Source organism: Flavobacterium sp. B114r (assembly GCF_056824125.1).
This window is the reverse complement of record NZ_CP124858.1, coordinates 3,538,519-3,558,172: the sequence shown is the minus strand read 5'-3', so window position 1 is coordinate 3,558,172 and position 19,654 is coordinate 3,538,519. Positions and strand designations below refer to the sequence as shown.

The 19,654-nt window shown below is 33.7% G+C and carries 20 protein-coding genes; 14 read left to right on the top strand and 6 right to left on the bottom strand.

The window, feature by feature from the left end:
- Positions 1–21: 21 nt before the first annotated feature.
- Positions 22–867, top strand: coding sequence for a porin family protein (locus QLQ94_RS15235; RefSeq protein WP_482497653.1), 846 nt, complete (start codon positions 22–24; stop codon positions 865–867).
- Between the two features lie 85 nt (positions 868–952).
- Here QLQ94_RS15235 and QLQ94_RS15230 read toward each other — a convergent pair whose 3' ends face one another.
- Positions 953–1,414, bottom strand: a complete 462-nt coding sequence (locus tag QLQ94_RS15230) for a response regulator (protein WP_427402223.1) — start codon at positions 1,412–1,414, stop codon at positions 953–955.
- A gap of 305 nt (positions 1,415–1,719) precedes the next feature.
- Between QLQ94_RS15230 and QLQ94_RS15225 the strand changes: the two genes are divergently transcribed.
- The 5 genes from QLQ94_RS15225 to ligD all read left to right on the top strand — a co-directional run bounded on the left by QLQ94_RS15225 (position 1,720) and on the right by ligD (position 5,802).
- The gene (locus QLQ94_RS15225) at positions 1,720–1,845 is read left to right on the top strand and encodes a hypothetical protein (protein ID WP_271336061.1); all 126 of its coding nucleotides are present in this window, start codon (positions 1,720–1,722) and stop codon (positions 1,843–1,845) included.
- A gap of 21 nt (positions 1,846–1,866) precedes the next feature.
- On the top strand, positions 1,867–2,337 hold the full coding sequence (locus tag QLQ94_RS15220) for a hypothetical protein (RefSeq protein ID WP_482497651.1): 471 nt from the start codon (positions 1,867–1,869) through the stop codon (positions 2,335–2,337).
- Positions 2,338–2,416: 79 nt separating this feature from the next.
- The gene (locus QLQ94_RS15215) at positions 2,417–2,692 is read left to right on the top strand and encodes a hypothetical protein (protein ID WP_482497649.1); all 276 of its coding nucleotides are present in this window, start codon (positions 2,417–2,419) and stop codon (positions 2,690–2,692) included.
- Between the two features lie 97 nt (positions 2,693–2,789).
- The gene (locus tag QLQ94_RS15210) at positions 2,790–3,272 is read left to right on the top strand and encodes a hypothetical protein (protein WP_271336058.1); all 483 of its coding nucleotides are present in this window, start codon (positions 2,790–2,792) and stop codon (positions 3,270–3,272) included.
- Entirely contained in the window at positions 3,259–5,802 is a 2,544-nt protein-coding gene (ligD, locus tag QLQ94_RS15205) for a DNA ligase D (protein ID WP_482497647.1), read from the top strand. The genes QLQ94_RS15210 and ligD overlap by 14 nt, the downstream gene beginning before the upstream one ends.
- A 671-nt stretch (positions 5,803–6,473) precedes the next feature.
- Here ligD and ku read toward each other — a convergent pair.
- The 3 genes from ku to QLQ94_RS15190 all read right to left on the bottom strand — a co-directional run bounded on the left by ku (position 6,474) and on the right by QLQ94_RS15190 (position 10,505).
- Positions 6,474–7,244: a non-homologous end joining protein Ku gene (gene ku / locus QLQ94_RS15200; RefSeq protein WP_482497645.1), complete on the bottom strand. Its 771-nt coding sequence runs from the start codon at positions 7,242–7,244 to the stop codon at positions 6,474–6,476.
- 11 nt (positions 7,245–7,255) lie between these two features.
- Positions 7,256–7,624 carry a SpoIIAA family protein gene (locus QLQ94_RS15195; protein ID WP_271336055.1) on the bottom strand — a complete coding sequence of 123 codons (369 nt, stop codon included), beginning with the start codon at positions 7,622–7,624 and terminating at the stop codon, positions 7,256–7,258.
- 472 nt (positions 7,625–8,096) lie between these two features.
- Entirely contained in the window at positions 8,097–10,505 is a 2,409-nt protein-coding gene (locus tag QLQ94_RS15190; RefSeq protein WP_482497643.1) for a TonB-dependent siderophore receptor, read from the bottom strand.
- Positions 10,506–10,647: 142 nt separating this feature from the next.
- On the opposite strand from QLQ94_RS15190, the gene QLQ94_RS15185 reads away from it, so the two are divergent.
- The 6 genes from QLQ94_RS15185 to QLQ94_RS15160 all read left to right on the top strand — a co-directional run bounded on the left by QLQ94_RS15185 (position 10,648) and on the right by QLQ94_RS15160 (position 16,909).
- Positions 10,648–11,178: a hypothetical protein gene (locus QLQ94_RS15185; protein WP_482497642.1), complete on the top strand. Its 531-nt coding sequence runs from the start codon at positions 10,648–10,650 to the stop codon at positions 11,176–11,178.
- A 141-nt stretch (positions 11,179–11,319) separates the two neighbouring features.
- Positions 11,320–12,360: an SDR family oxidoreductase gene (locus tag QLQ94_RS15180; RefSeq protein WP_271338709.1), complete on the top strand. Its 1,041-nt coding sequence runs from the start codon at positions 11,320–11,322 to the stop codon at positions 12,358–12,360.
- Positions 12,361–12,362: 2 nt separating this feature from the next.
- Entirely contained in the window at positions 12,363–13,016 is a 654-nt protein-coding gene (locus tag QLQ94_RS15175; protein ID WP_271338710.1) for a Rossmann-fold NAD(P)-binding domain-containing protein, read from the top strand.
- Positions 13,013–14,158 carry an MBL fold metallo-hydrolase gene (locus QLQ94_RS15170; RefSeq protein WP_271338711.1) on the top strand — a complete coding sequence of 382 codons (1,146 nt, stop codon included), beginning with the start codon at positions 13,013–13,015 and terminating at the stop codon, positions 14,156–14,158. Before QLQ94_RS15175 ends, QLQ94_RS15170 begins: the two co-directional genes overlap by 4 nt.
- A 23-nt stretch (positions 14,159–14,181) precedes the next feature.
- Positions 14,182–14,970, top strand: a complete 789-nt coding sequence (locus tag QLQ94_RS15165; RefSeq protein WP_271338712.1) for a helix-turn-helix domain-containing protein — start codon at positions 14,182–14,184, stop codon at positions 14,968–14,970.
- Between the two features lie 1,084 nt (positions 14,971–16,054).
- Positions 16,055–16,909 carry a fatty acid desaturase gene (locus tag QLQ94_RS15160; protein ID WP_271338713.1) on the top strand — a complete coding sequence of 285 codons (855 nt, stop codon included), beginning with the start codon at positions 16,055–16,057 and terminating at the stop codon, positions 16,907–16,909.
- A gap of 357 nt (positions 16,910–17,266) precedes the next feature.
- Here the strand turns inward: QLQ94_RS15160 and QLQ94_RS15155 are convergent, their stop codons facing one another.
- A complete protein-coding gene (locus tag QLQ94_RS15155) occupies positions 17,267–18,043 on the bottom strand; it encodes a methyltransferase domain-containing protein (protein ID WP_271338714.1) in 777 nt (258 codons plus the stop codon).
- A 321-nt stretch (positions 18,044–18,364) separates the two neighbouring features.
- Between QLQ94_RS15155 and QLQ94_RS15150 the strand changes: the two genes are divergently transcribed.
- Positions 18,365–18,823 carry a hypothetical protein gene (locus QLQ94_RS15150; RefSeq protein ID WP_271338715.1) on the top strand — a complete coding sequence of 153 codons (459 nt, stop codon included), beginning with the start codon at positions 18,365–18,367 and terminating at the stop codon, positions 18,821–18,823.
- 59 nt (positions 18,824–18,882) lie between these two features.
- Entirely contained in the window at positions 18,883–19,113 is a 231-nt protein-coding gene (locus tag QLQ94_RS15145; RefSeq protein ID WP_271338716.1) for a hypothetical protein, read from the top strand.
- A gap of 209 nt (positions 19,114–19,322) precedes the next feature.
- Here QLQ94_RS15145 and QLQ94_RS15140 read toward each other — a convergent pair whose 3' ends face one another.
- A complete protein-coding gene (locus QLQ94_RS15140; protein ID WP_482497638.1) occupies positions 19,323–19,556 on the bottom strand; it encodes a hypothetical protein in 234 nt (77 codons plus the stop codon).
- Between the last annotated feature and the right edge of the window lie 98 nt (positions 19,557–19,654).

Genomic DNA, 19,654 nt, shown 5'->3' with positions numbered 1-19,654 from the left:
ACTGGCATAAAAAAAAATAAGATGAAAAAATATATACGAAACTATATAACATCCATATCAATTGTTACTCTACTTTTAGGTTGCGGTCTAAATAGTTATGGACAGGATAAAAAACAGGAATTATCAATTGCCTTTGGAGGACCATTTTCATTTCTCAAAAGCAACACCGGAGATATAGTGCCTGGAAATGGTATAAATGCAGAAATACGATATTCTTATTATCTAAGTGAAGGTCTTAGTATTGGCATTGGTGCGGAATATCAAACCTATAAATCTGATGCAAAATATCAGTTTATTGGCGGACAATATAATGCTGTTGATGCTGAAAATGAAGCTTTCCAGTTTAGATATAAAGCAACTGGTCTAAGAGAAACACAAAAATTAGGGTACGTTAATATTCCAATAGGTATCCAATTTGAAACGCCCGGAACAACAAAATTATATCTTGCAGCAGGAGCCAAAATAGGTTTTGCAACCAGTGGAACGTACGAAACCACCATGCAAAACCTTACAACAAGTGGTTATTATCCGCATTATAATGTTGAGTTATTTAATCCGGCTTTCGCAGGTTTTGAAAATGTAAACAATCTAAAAACAAGTAAACAGGATTTGAATACAGACGTATCCTATTCTGCTACTTTCGAAACCGGATTAAAGCAAAATCTTGGTGACAGAAGCGCTATTTATATAGGCGTTTATTTAGATTACGGATTAAATAATATCTATAAGGACAAAGAAAACAAAAATCTGGTACAATATGCGCCTGAATTACCTGTACAGCTGCAATACAACAGCATACTTGATTCTTCAGATTCAAATATCAGATTGGTTTCTTATGGATTAAAACTAAGATATGCGATTCGGTAAACATTATTAATCCTGGAATTAAAAAACCATTCTTAAATTCACAAAAAGATCCATTTGCTGCGGCGAATGGATCTTTTTTTTATAACTATTTAATCTGACTCGTTGTTTTAGTCTCCTTCTTATTGTATTGGGCAATCGATTTTGATTTACGCCAATATTCGATTATCGTCTTTATAACCTGTTTAAATTTTTCGTAATTATAAGGCTTAACAAAATAACTATGTGTAGGCAAAGAATACGGATCAATGATGAAACTCTGCTCAAACAAAGTCGTAAAAAATAAATACGGACAATTAAATATAGTCCCTACCCCATTATTATCAGGATTTGTTTCCATCACCTTATAATTCATGACATTCAGTAACACAATATCAGAGAAAACCATAAAAGGTTTAATTTGATGACGAAGCATATAATTGCAAGCCGTTTCGGCAGTATTAAAATATATAATTTGGTTGGCGTAGTTAAGTTCGCTAAAAACCTCTATAAATAATTTACGGTCTTCCTGTTTATTCTCTATTACTACAATGGGTCCTTTTTTATTCATAATCAAAACCTTTAGATTCTTATTTAGAAATGTGCTCCTGTTTATGCACAAAATTCTATGTAAATATTTTAAAAATAAGAATAAATAACTTACAAAATATTCATTTCTCCTTATATAATTTTCATTTAGAGCATTTTTAACCAAGAACATTTTTTACGAAATATAAAGTGCTGAAAATTATATAATTACTAGTTTAAATTTTATAAGTATATAAAATCACTTCCACCTAATTTTGACTTAACCTTTTAGAATTCAATCAAATGAAAAAGGTTTTTTATTTATCTATTAATTTAATATTAAATATCATGAACACTTCAAATCACAAAAACAGCAGCACTACGAGTGCAAAATCAACAGATAAAAAAATGGGCACTTCAAAAAGTACAACAAAATCTGCCGATTCAAAAAAGTCTCCAACGACAAAAAAATAACTCTTTAAAATCACTGACAATATGATAACAGGAAACAACGAGAATTACGGTCGGGATGACCGTAATTTTTATCATCCGGAAGACGATATGCGTATCGAATCTGAAAAAATAGAAAATAATCTCTATGCTATTAGCCATAACAATGACGAAAGCTATGTCGATGAATATCAAAAAAACAACGACGAAGAATTTTCAGATCAGGACCACATCCTAAATCAGGAAGAAGATCAAGAAGATTTAGATGACGATTTCTCTAACGCACTTGACAGAGACGATGACGACGAAGATTATTTTGAAGAAGAAGAAGAAGAAGAAGAAGATCTTGACGAAAGCGATTTAGACGATGATCTAACAGAAGATTATGACGAAAATGATCGTGAAATAGACAATTTTTCCACAAATAATTTAAAACAAGATGAACTCGATCAGGAATACGACATTGATCAGGATCTTGAAGAAAAAGATCCAGTAAATAGTCCACGAGAATTTTAGTTTCATACATTATTTAGAAACAAATATCCTGATCCTAAAAGTGATCCGTATAAAAATGTTTAATTATAAAATCGAAATCATGGAAAATATTTTTAATCCAAAAATCCGTGAAAATATTGGTTATGGCATAAAAGAAAAACCTGATGGAATATCAGCCAATAAAATATTATACGCAGCCGCAGGTTCTTTACTTCTGGGCTTAACGCTAAAAATAGCGGGGAAACGAAAAACAGCTTCTTCAATAGGAAAATGGGCATTACCGCTTTTGGCCTTAGGAGGTTATAAAAAATTATCAGGTTCTAATGCTCTAAAAACAGAAGAGAATGCTGAAAATGATCTTAAAGGAAATAGCTAACAAGTCATGTACTTCAAATTGTTGATTTAAAAAGAAACCAATTTGAAGTACATGATTTTTTTATTTGAATTCCTGACGAACAACTAAAAAACGCATTATGGATATCTATATTTTTTTTCAATTAATAATAGTTTCAATCGCAGCAACATCAGCCATGACATTATTTAGTTATGCAGCATCTGCAAGCTTTCGCGAACTGTACAAAGAACCTGTTTTACTCACATTTATGTTAACCAGGTTAAATATTGAATTACCAGCAAAATCAAAAGCTACACTAGCCTGGTTGCTGCACTATTTTATTGGTTTTCTGTTTGTACTGGCGTATCATTTATTATGGATAAAAAATATTTTGCCTGTTTCGTTTTTGAGCGCCTTCCTACTAGGTTTTATTAGCGGTATTATTGGTATTCTGGGCTGGATGATTATGTTTAAAATGAGCAATCATCAACCTCCTATCGATTTTAAAGGATATTATTTTCAGCTCCTTCTTGCCCATATTATTTTCGGATTAGTTGCAACCGCTACATACTCCCTTTCCTCCACTTTTTTAATCCTAACAAAAGCTTATGTCACTGTCTAAATACAATCAAAAAAGAGATTTTAAACAAACTCAGGAACCAAAAGGCAAAAGAGAAAAATCAGCTAAGGAATTGGTTTTTGTTGTGCAAAAACATGCTGCATCGCACTTGCATTATGATTTTAGATTAGAAATGGATGGCGTGCTAAAAAGTTGGGCGGTTCCTAAAGGTCCCTCTATGAATCCTGACGATAAACGCCTGGCAATGATGGTCGAAGATCATCCGTACAGCTATAAAGATTTTGAAGGAACAATTCCTGAAGGAAATTATGGCGCAGGAAATGTTATTGTTTGGGATAATGGTACTTACACCCCTGATGAACCTTCATCAAATCCCGAAAAGACATTATTGGCAAATCTTCATAAAGGGCATTTAAGCTTTATTCTAAAAGGAAAAAAACTAAAAGGGGAATTCTCCTTGATAAAACTAAAAGGGAAACAGGAAAATGCGTGGTTACTGATAAAAAAACAAGATCCGTATGCTACGGAAAGCGATATTCTGAATAAAAATAAATCAGTGATTTCTCAGAGAGCCCTCGAAGAATTGGAAAAAAATTCAAAAAAAACAGCTGAAGTCAATAATCAAAAGAAAAGTTCAAAAAAAAGTAATCATTCAGCCCAAACACCTGCTGTTTTTATCAAACCAATGCTTGCCAATACAAAAGAAAAAGCTTTTGATGATGCTGACTGGGTTTTTGAAAATAAATATGACGGTTACAGAGCTATTTCTGTAATTAATCCTTCTGATGTACAATTATTTAGCAGAAATAGACTATCTTTTAATTCCAGTTTTAAACCCATCGCAAATGAATTACAAAAAATAGATCATATTGCAGTTTTAGATGGTGAAATTGTTGTTGAAGACGAAAATGGAAAGGCAAATTTTCAACTCCTTCAAAACTATCTTAAAACCGGTTTAGGCACTTTAAAATATTACGTTTTTGATCTTCTTAATCTGGATGGAAACAGCATCACAGAACTGTCTTTGCTCGAAAGAAAAGAACTGCTGAAGATTTTATTTAATAAGTACGATTTTACCAATGTTTTTTATTCAGAACATACCATAGAAAAAGGTCTTGACCAGTTTAACCTTTCGATAAAAAATAAAGGAGAAGGTATTATTGCAAAAAAAGCCGATAGTACCTATACTCCCGATAAACGAAGCAATTACTGGCTCAAAATTAAAATCTCAAATGAAGAAGAAGCAATTATTATTGGAATCACGCAACCAAAGAAATCGAGAAAATATTTTGGAGCCATTTTACTTGGTCAATATTATGGAAAAAGACTGGAGTTTATAGGCAAATGCGGAACGGGTTTTACAGACTCTTCGCTAAAGGAATTGTATGCAAAGCTAGAACCCTATTTTGTTGATGAATCTCCACTGAGCGAAAAAATTGGAATTAGAGATGAAATTCAATGGGTAAAACCAAAATTGGTCTGCCAGGTAAAATTCTCAGAATGGACAAATGACAAACACTTAAGACATCCCGTTTATCTGGGTTTAAGAATTGACAAGAAACCAGCAGAAGTTTTTGTACCCTCTAATATTAAATCGAATGCTACAACCAAAACGAAAGTAAAAGAAGATACAATGAAAGAAAAACCAACTCACACCACAGAAAATGATTATGACTTAAAAATTGGCAAAACGACTTTGCACCTTACCAACCAAAACAAAATATATTTTCCTGATGATGGCATAACAAAAGGCGAAATTGTACAGTATTATAATGAAGTTGCCGACTTAATATTACCTTATCTTAAAGATCGTCCGCAATCTATGAATCGTTTTCCTAACGGAATTAACGCGCCGGGATTTTATCAAAAAGATGTCGATGTGGACAAAATTCCATCTTGGCTTAAAACAAAAAAAGTATTCTCAGAATCGAATGAGGAATATTTAAATTATCTGATTTGCAACGACAAGGCAACTTTGCTATATATGGCAAACTTAGGCTGCATTGACATGAATCCGTGGAATTCTACCATAAAACATATCGAAAATCCGGATTGGCTCGTAATTGATATTGATCCTGAAAAAGACAATTTTGAAGAAGTTGTAAAAACAGCTTTAATAGTAAAAGAGGTTCTTGATGAACTTGAAACCGATTGTTATTGCAAAACATCAGGAGCTACGGGATTACATGTTTACATTCCGCTTGGAGCACAATACGATTATGATTCAATCAAAATCCTGAGCGAATTACTGGCCAGGGAAATACATTCACGTTCGCCTGAAACAACCTCGCTGGAACGAAGTATCAAGAAAAGAAACCATAAAATTTATGTCGATTACTTGCAAAACCGACGCGGGCAAACATTGGCAGCGCCATATTCCGTAAGACCTAAACCGGGCGCAACAGTTTCGACCCCATTAGAATGGAGCGAAGTAAATTCGAAACTAAGTCCATCACAATTTACCATTAAAAATGTTCTGAACCGTTTCGAGAAAAAAGGAGATTTGTGGAAGCCTGTATTAGGAAAAGGGGCAAATATCAAAAAGATATTGCATAAACTGGAAATCGGATAGGAGCCTAGGGATTAATTCCCTAGGCGACCTTCCACACCACCCGGCATACGGATCCGTACCAAGGCGGTTCTTAATTTACGATACATTTTAAGATAGATACCTAACCTAAAGTACTTCCGTGAGGTTGTTTTCAGTTATCCCAATAAAGGTCTGCACTCCCTGGTAGCTGTCGGATTCCGTCCTATCCTTTCCAAGGTAGTTATCAAATTACTTGATATTTTCTGCATTCGTGCCTTCATAGGTAACATTCATTTACTACTCACTTAATTAAGTTCAGTCCTTCGGTACTCATTTACAGTACCTACTATGACCTCTGCTGACTTCTTATAGCAATTGTTATCCATAAGTGCTTTTCTTAAAAAAAAAACTCCCCCTATGTCTATAAGACCTCCCCAGGTAAGAACGACAACTTTCCTCTCATATACCTGCTATATTTACCATGATGTTTCCGTACAGTTTTGGACTTCAGTTTGTGTTGCAACCTTATCCAACATCTTTGGCCTTTTATATAGTTTCTGTTCGTCAGGTCAAGAGTTTGCCTACTGCTTCCTTCAGATTCCACCTCGCGATGGACACCCTTGCATTCAGCTAACACTTCCCACTGTAAAGGCGTGTTCGGGACTTACACCCTAGAGTTATCGCCCATGCTGGGCACACAACAAAAGTCCGGATTAAGAAGATTTCTTCTTATCCAGACTTGCTTTTAACATTGCCATTAAATCGTCGCTTTGTTTGTGAACGACTTTTAATTTTGGCGCCGCTTGTTTTTTGCCTTTGGCTTTATTTTTAATAATCTCCAAAAGCTTAGCCGTATATTCATCTTTATAAGCGCTGATATCGAATTTTTCAGTCAGCTGATCGATTAATTTTTCAGCCATATCCATTTCTTTTGTCGCTTTTTTAGAAGCCGGCGGAAGTTTCAATTCTGAAGTATCCCTGATTTCCTGCTCAAAACGTATTCGGTTTAAAAGAATAACATTTTTATACGGTTTTAAAATCGCCAGACTTTCTTTATTTCGCAAAACAAAACTCGTTACTCCTACTTTTCCAGATGCTTCAAGTGCATCACGAAGCAAAGCATAAGCATTCATCACCCCTTTATCAGGTTCCAGATAATAAGGCTGCTCATAATAAATGCTGTTTATTTCTTTCTCGAAAGCAAAACTCTGAATGTCAATCGTTTTGGTTTTCTCCGCATCTGCGGCTTCAAAATCAGCATCTTCCAGAATTACATATTGATCATCAATTTTATATCCCTTCACGATATTGGCATACGCAACCTCTTTTCCCGTATTTTCGTTTACCCTTTTAAACTTGATGTTTGCATGATCCTTTTCATCCAGCATATCCATATCGATACTGCTTTCCTGCACGGCAGAAAATATTCTGATGGGAATATTAATTAACCCAAAACTAATTGATCCTGTCCATATTGCTCTCATAACTCAATAATTTATAAATTTGAACTTCCCCCAACCCATTTCAGGGCTTTATTAAACGCTAGCTTTTTAAAACCACGAAATTCTCCGGTAGTATTAAAAGTAAATCCGTCGCTAAAATTCATTTCTTCAGAATCAGAAACAATCGCCACCCTATTCCAGTTTTGAAATTGTTTTAATCCAAGCACAGCATCATTCAACCACGAACTTTCAGTAAAATTCTGATTATCTGTATCCAACGCAAACAAAAAATTAATTTCATTGGATTGTTTCGATAATCCCTCAATTTCAGATAGTACAACACGTTTAAAATCAGCTGTTGTAACCTGACCAAGTGCTCTAAAAGCAATTAAATTATTCGCAGTTTCTATTTTATGTATCATAATGATTATAGTTTGAATTGTTGTTCTAATAAATTCTTTTACAGAGGATTAAAATTAATTCAAGAACGAATCAGAAATCTTACACGATTATGGGCGGAGATTACAAAACTTCAATAAGATTTTTTGGATTAATTGAAAAAAAGAAAAATCCATAATGTTATGGCGAATAAATCGGTTGCTGCAAAATAACCCATTCCTCCGGAATTTTAGAAAGAGTTCCGGAGAAACAAAACATATTACAGGGGTGGATTTTAATACATTCTTCGCAATAATAACCAAAATTATTGTCGAGCTTCTCGCGGAGATTTCTCCTGCGTCGAAATGCAATATTACATTTAAGTAATTCTTTACTAAGTAATTAAACTATATAAAAAAAATCGCATCTCTGTAAAATATTAAATTCAAAATAGAAAAGGGGAATATTTCATTTTTGAAATATTCCCCTTTTTATTATTTTAAAACTCTTAAAAATTTAAAATTTAAAAGTAACATTTGCCGTAACACGAGTTGGGTTTTGAGCCGCAAGCCTGTACGACCAGTATTTTTCATTTGTCAAATTATCTACTTTAAGACCCAATCTGTATTTGGGCTGATCATAAAAAAGTGAAGCATCTAAAACCGTATAGGACGGAATAGAAAATTTGAAACTTGTCGTATTCGTCTGGTAATATTCGCTGCCATAAATACCTCCAAAACCAAATCCCAGACCTTGCGCAGGACCATTTACGATCCTATAACTCGCCCATAAATTTGCCGTTCTTGGTGATCCTGCCGTTGTTGGCCGCAAACCCTGAACACTGGCATTACTTTTTTCATATTTACTGTCATTATAAGTATAACCCGCCACAATATTTAATCCTGAAATAGGATTCGCAATCAACTCAGCTTCAAAACCTTTACTTACCTGAGTTCCGTCCTGAATAGAAAAATTAGCATGATCAGGATCATCACGCGTGATATTTGTAACCTGAATATCATAATAACTAAGTGTTGCTGATATTTTATTCAAATCAAATTTAAAACCTCCTTCATATTGATTTGCCTGGTTTGGTTTGAACGTATTTCCGTTAAAATCAGAACCTGAAACATTGCTGAAACCATTCATATAATTACCAAAAACAGAAACTTTATCCTTTACAATTTGATATACCAATCCTACTTTTGGCGAAAATGCTGTTTGATTGTAGTTTCCGGCAATAGAATCTTTACTAGGATAATACGTTCCTTTATTTTCGTAACGATCCATACGAATACCTCCCATAACCAACAATTGGTCCGTAACATTCAAAACATCAGAAACATATGCGCTATAGGTGTTTTCATTATTAGATACAAAATTGTTGAATTTTATCTTAGGATCAAGAAACAGCGGAGCCACTTTATCCAGGTTAAAGTTGTTATAAGCGTCACCTGGTTTTTTATAATCCATTGCGGGCATATTTACAATAGCATCGTTACGTGTGGCACGCAGACTATAAAAATCTAAGCCGGCTACAACTCTATTTTTCAATTGTCCTATTTTAAAAACACCAATAAAATTCTGCTGAATATCAGTTCCGTAAAAAGGAGATTCCTGATACGTAACTTGTTGTCTCAATGTAGTTGGAGACATCATTTGTAATAACACCACATAACCATCAGATGATGATCTTGTTCTGGACAAGATAGTTTGAGACGTCCATTCGTCAGACATTTTATACTTTAACTGTACAAAAACATTATACTGTTGGCTTGTATAATTGATAGTATTATTCGCAAAAGATAATTTGTACGGAATATCAAGTGCTTCGATACTGCTTACTGTATTTTTTACAGCAAATGGCAAAAGTCTTGTTGGAGAAGTTGCCTTATACGTACTAAATTCGGCATCGATCAAAAGCGTTAAACGATCATTTATTTCATAAGAAAAACTTGGAGCAAAAGAAAAATTTCTATTAAATCCCGCATCCTGAAAACTTCTTTCGCTATGAAAAGCCGTATTAATTCTCAACAAAGCCGTTTTATCTTCATTTATTGGTGTATTGATATCAGCTGTTAATCGATTAAGGTCCCAACTTGCTGCTGAATAGGATATTTCGCCTTTAAAACTGTCAAAAGGTTTTTTGGTAACACGATTAAACAATCCGCCAAAAGATGATAATGTACTTCCAAAAAGTGTAGCCGATGGCCCTTTAATAACCTCGATACGTTCTAAATTTGAAGGGTCAACTGTTGTATAAGTAAAACTACCAACACCATTTCTAACCAATTGCGGCGTAGCAAAACCTCTTGAGATAGAAGTTGTACGACCTTGATTTCTTACCTCGGCAATACCTGCTCCGGGAACATTTTTAAACGCACTATTATAATCCGTTATTACTTGTTCCTTCATTAATTCCTTGCTTACGATAATGTAAACCTGTGAATTTTCGATGTTTTTTAAAGGCATTTTCGCCACATCCATACTCTCTTTTTTCGCAAAACGATTTCCTCCTGTACGAATTACAACATCTTCAAGATTCTGTACAGACGAATTTACCCTGATATCTACTGTCGCAGATGGCGCTTGTTCTGTAATCTGAGCCGTTTCTGTAGAAGAAGCATAACCTGACATTGTAACTTCTAAAGTATAGGTTCCAAAAGGCACTTTTTTAAACTCAAAATTACCCGATGCATTAGTTACAGCACTCTTATTAATTTCAATTAATTTTACGATAACACCCTGACTTGCATTTCCGTCATTAGTTATAATTGTACCCCTTATTTGCCCGTTTGATTCCGTTTGAGCCTGAAGAAACCCTCCGCCCTCCAGTAAAAACATCATTAAGACGAAAATAAAATTTTGTATCTTTTTACCTGAAATTATTATTACACAGGAAGTTGATGCTGTTTTTGTAGCCATGTTATTGTTATTTAAACCAATTCTAAATTATGACGCAAATGAACAATATTTTTTCTTATCTATCAACTGCAACTAGGCAATTTTTTCTAGAAAATTTCATTAAAATAAATGTCGAAATAACACTAAAACAAGTGATTAAGAATTGTATTACTTAAAGGATTTTTTTGGTAAGAAAGACATTGAGGTTTCAGGTTTCAGGTTTCAGGTTTCAGGTTTCAGGTTTCAGGTTTCAGGTTTCAGGTTTCAGGTTTCAGGTTTCAGGTTTCAGGTTTCAGGTTTCAGGTTTCAGGTTTCAGGTTTCAGGTTTCAGGTTTCAGGTTTCAGGTTTCAGGTTTCAGGTTTCAGGTTTCAGGTTTCAGGTTTCAGGTTTCAGGTTTCAGGTTTCAGGTTTCAGGTTTCAGGTTTCAGGTTTCTAACCTTTGTCAAAGTTTTCAACTTTGACAAAGGTTTAAACTCCGGGATTCAGATTATCATAAAATATTGGCATCGTATCTTGTGTATATATTGTAATCCTGTATTACACCAAACGGTTGAAACCGTTCGCTATATTTACAGCAATCAAAACAATAATTACGAATACTCACATTACGGGACTTCGACTTCGCTCAATCTGACATGCGCAAATAACAAAATGTATTATAAAAAATCCGTAAAATCCGTGTTTTCGCATTAGCGAATCAGTTTCATCAGCGTGCCATACCTCATTTCCAAATTATCTCATTTTTCCTGAACCTCTCAACAAAGCAACTTTGGGCTTTTCAACAAAGTTACTTCTGCCCTTTCTTTAGATCTTTGTACTGTAAAAATGCAATCAATGATACATACAGATCAAAAAGTACTAGTAACTGGCGGAACAGGTTTTCTGGCCATACATAGTATTTTACAATTATTAAATCGTGGTTATGAAGTCAGAACAACCATTCGTTCGTTCAAAAGCCGGAACAAGATTTTTGAAATGCTTAGAAATGGCGGTCTTACAGACTTTAGTAAATTAGATTTCATCGAAGCTGATCTTACCTCTGATAAAAATTGGAATGAAGCTATGATTGATTGCGACTATGTATTGCACATCGCCTCGCCTATATTTTTAAGATTACCCAAAAACGAAGATGAAATGATTCGTCCCGCTGTAGACGGAACTTTACGAGTCTTGAAAGCAGCACGAGAAGCCGGTGTAAAACGTGTGGTAATGACTTCGAACTTTGGTGCTGTTGGATACAGTCATAAAGACAAAAATACCCTTATCACGGAGGAAAGTTGGACAAATCCAGACGAAAAGGGACTTTCGACATATAATAAATCCAAGGTTCTTGCTGAAAAAGCCGCCTGGGAATTTATGAATAATCAAGGAGGAACATTAGAACTTTCGGTCATTAACCCAATGGGAATCTTTGGTCCTGCGCTAAGTGCGGACTTATCAAGCGGTTTCGAAATGCTAAAAAAACTATTAGACGGTTCTATGAAAGCAATTCCTGATATTAGTTTAGGAATCGTCGACGTAAGGGATGTTGCCGAATTACACATTCTCGCAATGGAAAACCCCGAAGCCAAAGGACAACGTTTTCTTGCTTTAGGCGGAGGTACAATGTCATTACTGGAAATTGTTAAACTTATAAAAGTAAAAATGCCATACGCAGCCAGAAAAGCAGCTACAAAATCTTTGCCTACCTTTATAATACGCTTAACAGCATTGTTTAACGATAAGGCAAAAGCCATCTTGCCATTGGTTGGTATTTATCGCAAAGCCAGCAACCAAAAAGCCAAAACCATATTAGGCTGGAAACCCCGCACTAACGAAGAAGCGATTATGGCAACCGTAATTAGTCTAATCAAATGGAAATCTCTTAAAATATAAATATGAAAGTAATTGTAACAGGTGCTACCGGAATGGTTGGCGAAGGAGTTTTAATCGAATGTCTGGATAATAGTCAGGTAGAACAAATTTTGTATATAGGAAGAAAACCAAGCGGAAAATCGCATCCTAAATTGACGGAATATCTAATTTCAGATTTTCTTTCACTAAAATCAGATAATCTTACACTTACTGGCTACGATGCTTGTTTTTATTGCGCCGGAATCACCAGCGTTGGCATGGATGAAGCGCAATACACGCATATTACGTATGATACAACCTTGCATTTTGCCAAAATACTTTTAGCACAAAACCCAAATCTTACCTTCAATTTTATTTCAGGATTGCATACAGATAGTTCTGAGAACGGAAAAGTAATGTGGGCGCGCGTAAAAGGAAAAACCGAAAATGCATTGAAAGCCTTACCTTTTAAGGCGCAATACAATTTTCGTCCGGGATTAATGAAACCTGATCAAACACAAGTTCACTTAAAAGGATTCAATAAATACATTACGTTGCTCTACCCTATTATGGGCTTGTTTTTTACTGGTTGCACCACCAGAGAAATTGGTTGCGCAATGATTTCGGTAACACAAATTGGGTATTCTAAAAATATCCTAGAAGCCATTGATATTAAAAAAGCAGCCAACTTAAAATGAAAAAGCGAATCCTGAAAATTATCACACGAATCACAATCATCTTTCTTGCAATCCTACTGGTTCTTGGTATTTGTACATGGCTTTATATGCAAAAGGCGACTTTTGGCAGTTTGCCGTCAGGAAAAAACATGGTGCAAATTCAGAAATCGCCACATTATAAAGATGGAGAATTTCAGAATACACTTTATACACCAACACTGGCTCCGGGTTATAGTTTTTGGGGCGAAATAAAAAAACAGTTTTTTGATAAAACCGTTCCTACTGAACCGTCGAACCGAATTCCTTCTGTAAAAACAGATCTAAAGCATTTACCTTCAGATCAAAATTTATTGGTTTGGTTTGGGCATTCGTCCTGTTTATTGCAAATAGACGGAAAGAAAATTTTAATAGATCCCATTTTCAGCGACAATGCTTCTCCTTTACCCAATACTGTAAAAGTTTTTGACGGAACTAATACCTATCACGTACAGGATTTACCTGAAATAGATTATTTACTCATTTCGCACGATCATTATGATCACCTGGATTACGAAACAATTTTGGCACTTAAGAACAAAGTAAAAACTGTGATTTGTGGTTTGGGAGTTGGAGCCCATTTTGAACGTTGGGGATATCCAAAAGAAAAAATTATTGAGCAAGACTGGAACGATGACGTGGTAGTTGAAAATAACTTTACCATTTATACTTTACCGGCAAGACATAAATCCGGACGTGGCTTAAAACAAAACCAATCGTTATGGGCGTCTTTCTTAATTAGTTCGCCTACGCTAAAGGTTTATTATAGCGGCGATGGCGGTTACGACACGCATTTTGCAGAAATTGGGAAGCAATTTGGTCCTATTGATGTTGCAATTATGGAGAACGGGCAATATGATAAAGCCTGGCATTATATTCATATGCTGCCTGAAGAAACTTTGCAGGCAGCACGTGATCTGAAAGCCAAAAGTATGGTTCCTGTACATAATTCTAAATTTGCCCTCGCCAAACATACCTGGAATGAACCATTGAACGAACTTACCCGATTGAATGCAAAATATCAAATTCCTTTGATTACACCTGTTATGGGAGAAATTGTTATTTTTGATCAACACAAAGTTTTTAAGCAATGGTGGAAAGAAAATCCTGCCGCTCCCAATAAATAAACGGAACAATTACGCATAATACCATGAGATATACCGATATTAAAAGCTGCTACATTGGTCCCGAAATATCACCGGAACAATTTATTGTGGAACATTTCTTTTTGTACCTCGCAAAAGGCACAATAGAAGGTTATGACAGCGTGAACAAATACCATCTTAAAGCAGGTGAATATTGTCTGGTTCGCAAAAATCACCTGGCACGATACAACAAGCAAAAGCAAGACGGTGAATTTGAAAAAGTCGTTGTAATTCTTGATACTGAATTCCTTAAAAAATTTGCTGCAAAACACAAAATTACTGCACAAAATTATGCCAGTGAGGCATCATTTGTGCAAATAAAGAAAAGTGATTTAGTGCCTAATTTCGTTCTTTCGTTGATGCCATATTATAATGATGGCGGCGAGATCGATGATACGTTTTCTAACATTAAACGCGAGGAACTGCTTTTGATTCTTCTCAAAGAAAACTCAAAACTAATAGATATTCTCTTTGATTTTGCACCGCCTGAAAAGATCGATTTAGAAGCCTATATGAATCGCAATTATAAATTTAATATCAGTATAGAGCGTTTCGCCTATCTTACAGGAAGAAGTATTTCAGCTTTCAAACGAGATTTTGCAGTCATTTTTTCAGATACGCCAAGTCACTGGCTCATACAAAGAAGACTTCAGGAAGGCTATTTTTTATTGGAGAAAAAAGGAAAAAAACCATCGGATATTTATCTCGATCTTGGTTTCGAGGATCTCTCTCATTTTTCGTTTGCATTCAAGAAAAAATATGGAATTACACCATCGACTATACTGCAGAAATAGATTTATCAAAACCACTGATTAAAATAATTTTTCATGTAATCTTAACATTATAGCAGATTTATTTTTTAGATAATAATCTGCCCATATCTGCTTAAATCTTTCTAAAATCTGCGTAAATTTTTTTTTCAACACATAGAAGTATAGATTACAATCTCTAATTTAAGGAAGTTTTAAAAAATCCAGATTTCCGCACATAGCATTAAAACCAATCTATGTGCTAATATTCAAAGTGAAACGTCTTTTTTGAACAATCCCAAAAGCTATGTCTCTATGTGTTTAAATAAAACCAAAGATTAGATTTTTTTCTCTCGCAGAAGATAATCATCCGCACATATCTGCCTAAATCTTTCCAAAATCTGCGTGAAATATTTTTACACACATAGAAACATAGATTACAATCTCTCTAATTTAAGGAAGTTTTAAAAAATCCAGATTTCCGCACATAGCATTAAAACCAAGCTATATGTTACTATTCAAAGTGAAACGTCCTTTTTTGAGCAATCCTAAAAGCTATGTCTCTATGTGTTTAAATAAAACCAAAGATTAGATTTTTTTTCTCTCGCAGATCATGCAGATTTAGCAGATTTTTTTAGACAAGAATCCGCGCATATCTGCCTAAATCTTTCTGAAATCTGCGTGAAATATTTTCAAACACATAGCATTAAAACCAAGCTATGTGGTAATATTCAAAGTGAAACGTCTTTTTTAAGCAATCCTAAAAGCTATGTCTCTATTTGTTTAAATAATAGCCAAAGATTATTTTTAGCAAATAATCTGTACATAGCTGCTTAAATCTTTCTAAAATCTGCGTAAAAATTTTTTAAACACATAGAAACATAGATTATAATCTCCAATTTAAGACAATCTCAAAAAAATCAAAAACACCTTTGTTAAGTGCTCTAAAATTATACTCTATATGTTTAATTTAAAATTGTAATTATAAAAAATGTCTTATTTTTTCATTTTTAAATTTTAGGAGGATGTTTCCTTCTTTAACTTTCACTACGTTTGCGCATAATTTTCAAATCTGTCAATTAAAAAAAGCGGACAGAATTACAGAAACAATTGCAATAGTTTACTAATTATGAGGAACAACACACAACCGATAAATGAAATTTCTATTGAAAAAAAGCTTAGAAAAAAAACTTTCTTAATACCATTCACGACAATCTTCTGTGCATCAATTTTATTACTTGGCATTGGTTATTGCATGCATTTGTTTCAGCAAGGCTTTTATTGGGCCTTTATTCCTGCAGGTTTTTGCGCACACTCCTTCTTAATAGTTACAGTTCATGATGGCTCGCACAAAGCAATTACAAAAACAAAATACGACCGTCTTATTGTAAATGTAAGTGCTGCTTTAATCTTTATACCATTCTATGGCGAGCATTACAGAAAATATCATTTAATACATCATGGCTATACAAATACAGAATTAGATCCGCTTGCTTCTCCTATATTAAAAAATTTATACCATAAAAACAGATACTTATACATTCTTATGGAATCTATTCCTGTCTTATATTCTTCTTATCTCATCTTTGATTTTAATAAAAACAAAAATGCACAGAAAGTAACCAATGCCCTCCAGATTAATAAAATCTACTTTATACTCTCTATTGGTCTTAGCATAATTTGGTTTATTATTTTACAACCTCCATTTTATTTTATTTTGTTTACACTTTTACTTTTAAATCTTATTTCAGTAGTAAGAAACTGGTGCGAACATATGGGAACTTCATTAGACCGCAAAACTAATACTTATTGGTTTCCAATGGGTTTTGGTATTGGTAATCATGATGTTCATCATGAACATCCCAGTTTATCATGGCTTACGCTAAAAATTGGCCTAATGAAACGCCAGAAAAACACTAATCCTCTAAAAAGTTTAAAAGGCATTTTATTCGATAAAGCATTTACTTTTTACAAACCAAAATAAGATTATAGCAAATTTACTTTAAGATAATCATCTGCGCATATCTGCTTAAATCTTTCCAAAATCTGCGTGAAAATTTTTTAAACACATAGCATTAAAACCAAGCTATGTCTTAATATTCAAGCTGAAACGTCTTTTTTGAGCAATCCTAAAAGCTATGTCTCTATGTGTTTAAATAAAACCAAAGATTTTTTTTGATAATCATCCGCGCATATCTGCCAAAATCTTTCTAAAATCTGCGTGAAAATTTTTTAAACACATAGCACTAAAACCAAGCTATGTCTTAATATTCAAGCTGAAACGTCTTTTTTAAGCAATCCTAAAAGCTATGCCTCTATGTGTTTAAATAAAAACCAAAGATTAGACAGCTACCCTTTTCCTACCATAAAGCAAAAGTCTCTTGAACGAATATATCGCCGGAAGTTTATGAAAATGCTCCGCAATTCTCTCTTTATAAGTTTTAATAAAAAGCTCTTTTTCTTCGCCATCCACACGTTCTATGTACGGAATCAAAGCCGAACCTGCTATAAAATTATAAAGCGTTTCATGATCGTTTGCAATAATAGGATATACTTTTTGCAGGATCTGAATATCTTCCAATCCGCCATCAAAAAGTATTTGCGCATAATCGTCGATACTCAAAACCGGGGAATCTCTTTTGTAACCTTTCAGGAAGGATTTAAAAGGTTCTTCGTTTACCAAATCCAGCAAGATTTTATTGAGTTTATTTTCAGGCTGAACAGGCATTTGTACTGCAAATTGACCTTTTGAATTAAGGTGTTCCAATAATCTTGGAAATAAAGTTTCATGATCGTTTGACCATTGTAAAGCCGCATTACTAAAAATTAAATCCCATTTTTCGCCAGAGGCTAATGTTTCTTCGGTAGTTGCTTTTCTAAAATTCAAATGATCCGTTTCTAAAGCCTTTGATCGCTCCAGCATTTCTGCCGAAGAATCAACACCCAGAAAATCAGCTTCTTTGAATTTATCGGCCAGGATTGCTGTTTGTTCTCCCGTGCCACAACCTAAATCAATGGCTTTCATACCTTTTACTGGTTTGATAAAATCAATCAGATCATAAAAAGGCTGATAACGAATATTTTTGAACTTATTATATATTTCCGGATTCCAAGGCATTTTATCTTATTTTACAATTTCAACTTTGATTAGGAAAAATTCGCGATCAAAATTCAAATTTGGTTACTACAAACTAAGATACAAAATTCTTATGGGTTTTATCAAGGCTTTATCCAGCTCCCGAAGCTTTGGGACTCTATCTTTTATTTTTCTAAAGAAAAAAATAAAAGGATGCCGTTCTTTTCTGCGCTAGTAATTTGTTTTTGCAGAAGAAGCAGCACAAAAATTACTACAAAATTATAACCTAAAAATTCCTATTATTGTAACCGTATAATAGATTTAATTTAAAATGTAAATCTGATTTAGAATTAAATAAAATTCATGGAGAACCAGAAAAAAATAATACGGGAAATAACTATTAGATTAAGTTTAGTCGTAGTGACTTTGGTGATCTTCTTTTTTTTGATAACACTTACAATCGATGTGATTTCTGATTTTTCAATATACAACAATAGGAACAACTACACATCCGGAAAAATGAAAGTGACACGAATTGGTGCAGATTCATACGGAAGTCCGCATTTATACGCCAATGGTTATGTTGAGAATATTAAAACCTCTGTGTATTTAGGATTAGAAAACGAAGTTAAAATTAAAGATTATTATCCTATTTTGTACAAACCTGATGGAAAACAGTCTTTTCTAACCACTAAAGATTTTAAGTTTACCCCAATAAATTATTTGTACTCCGGAATTTTTAAGATTCTAGGTATTTTATTTTTATTGTTCCTTGTATCAAGGATTTATAAATACTTTAAAAATTCTAAACTTGAATTTTAATGATCGCGTTTTCAAACTTTATTCGTTTGATATAAATCATCTTACGTACATAACTAAACATGAAACAACGAAAGAAATGGCTGGATGCTGCAGAAAGTTTTAGAATAGATATACATTCAATTGTAAAATGTCCCAATTGTGAAAAGGAAAATCTTACAGTCCTAGATATTGCTTTTAATACCAATGCAATCAATATGGGAGGCGAAAGATGTATTGAATGTCCGGAATGTCGAAAATTTGAAATAGTATTGTATAGAAACCCACACGAAAATTGGTGCATAAAAAAGTAAGGACAAATCTTGATATAATAATTAGATATATTCCTCGTGCTAAAAAGTCTCCTGACTTTGTAGCATGAGGAAAAAACACTTTTATTTATTCATTAACATTAGCATCACCAAAAAGAATCTCATTAATTTCTGTTATCAATTCAAATTCATCCAAAGGAAACATCTCTAAAACCATTTCTAAAATGAGAGCCACATTAATAGGCGAATATTTAATTGTAACCGAAGTTTGATGTGCGTCTTGTGCTATCAATTAATCCTTTTTCAATTTTTGCAGTTTTTCCATCTATTTGTGAATGAGGAAATGTATCAACAAAATTGGGAAATCCTTTTTTTAATTTCACATACAAATCATTACCAAAAACATCTTCTAAAATTAAATTTTCGGTTGGTTTTCTATTAGGATGTGCTATAAAGGTATAAACTTCTAACTTTCTATTTTCCATATCTATTTAATCGAATTATATATATCTTAATTTTTAATTTATTTAGAGCTTATTTTTCGTACGTAATTTACTAGACTATTAGATAATAAATAAAGATG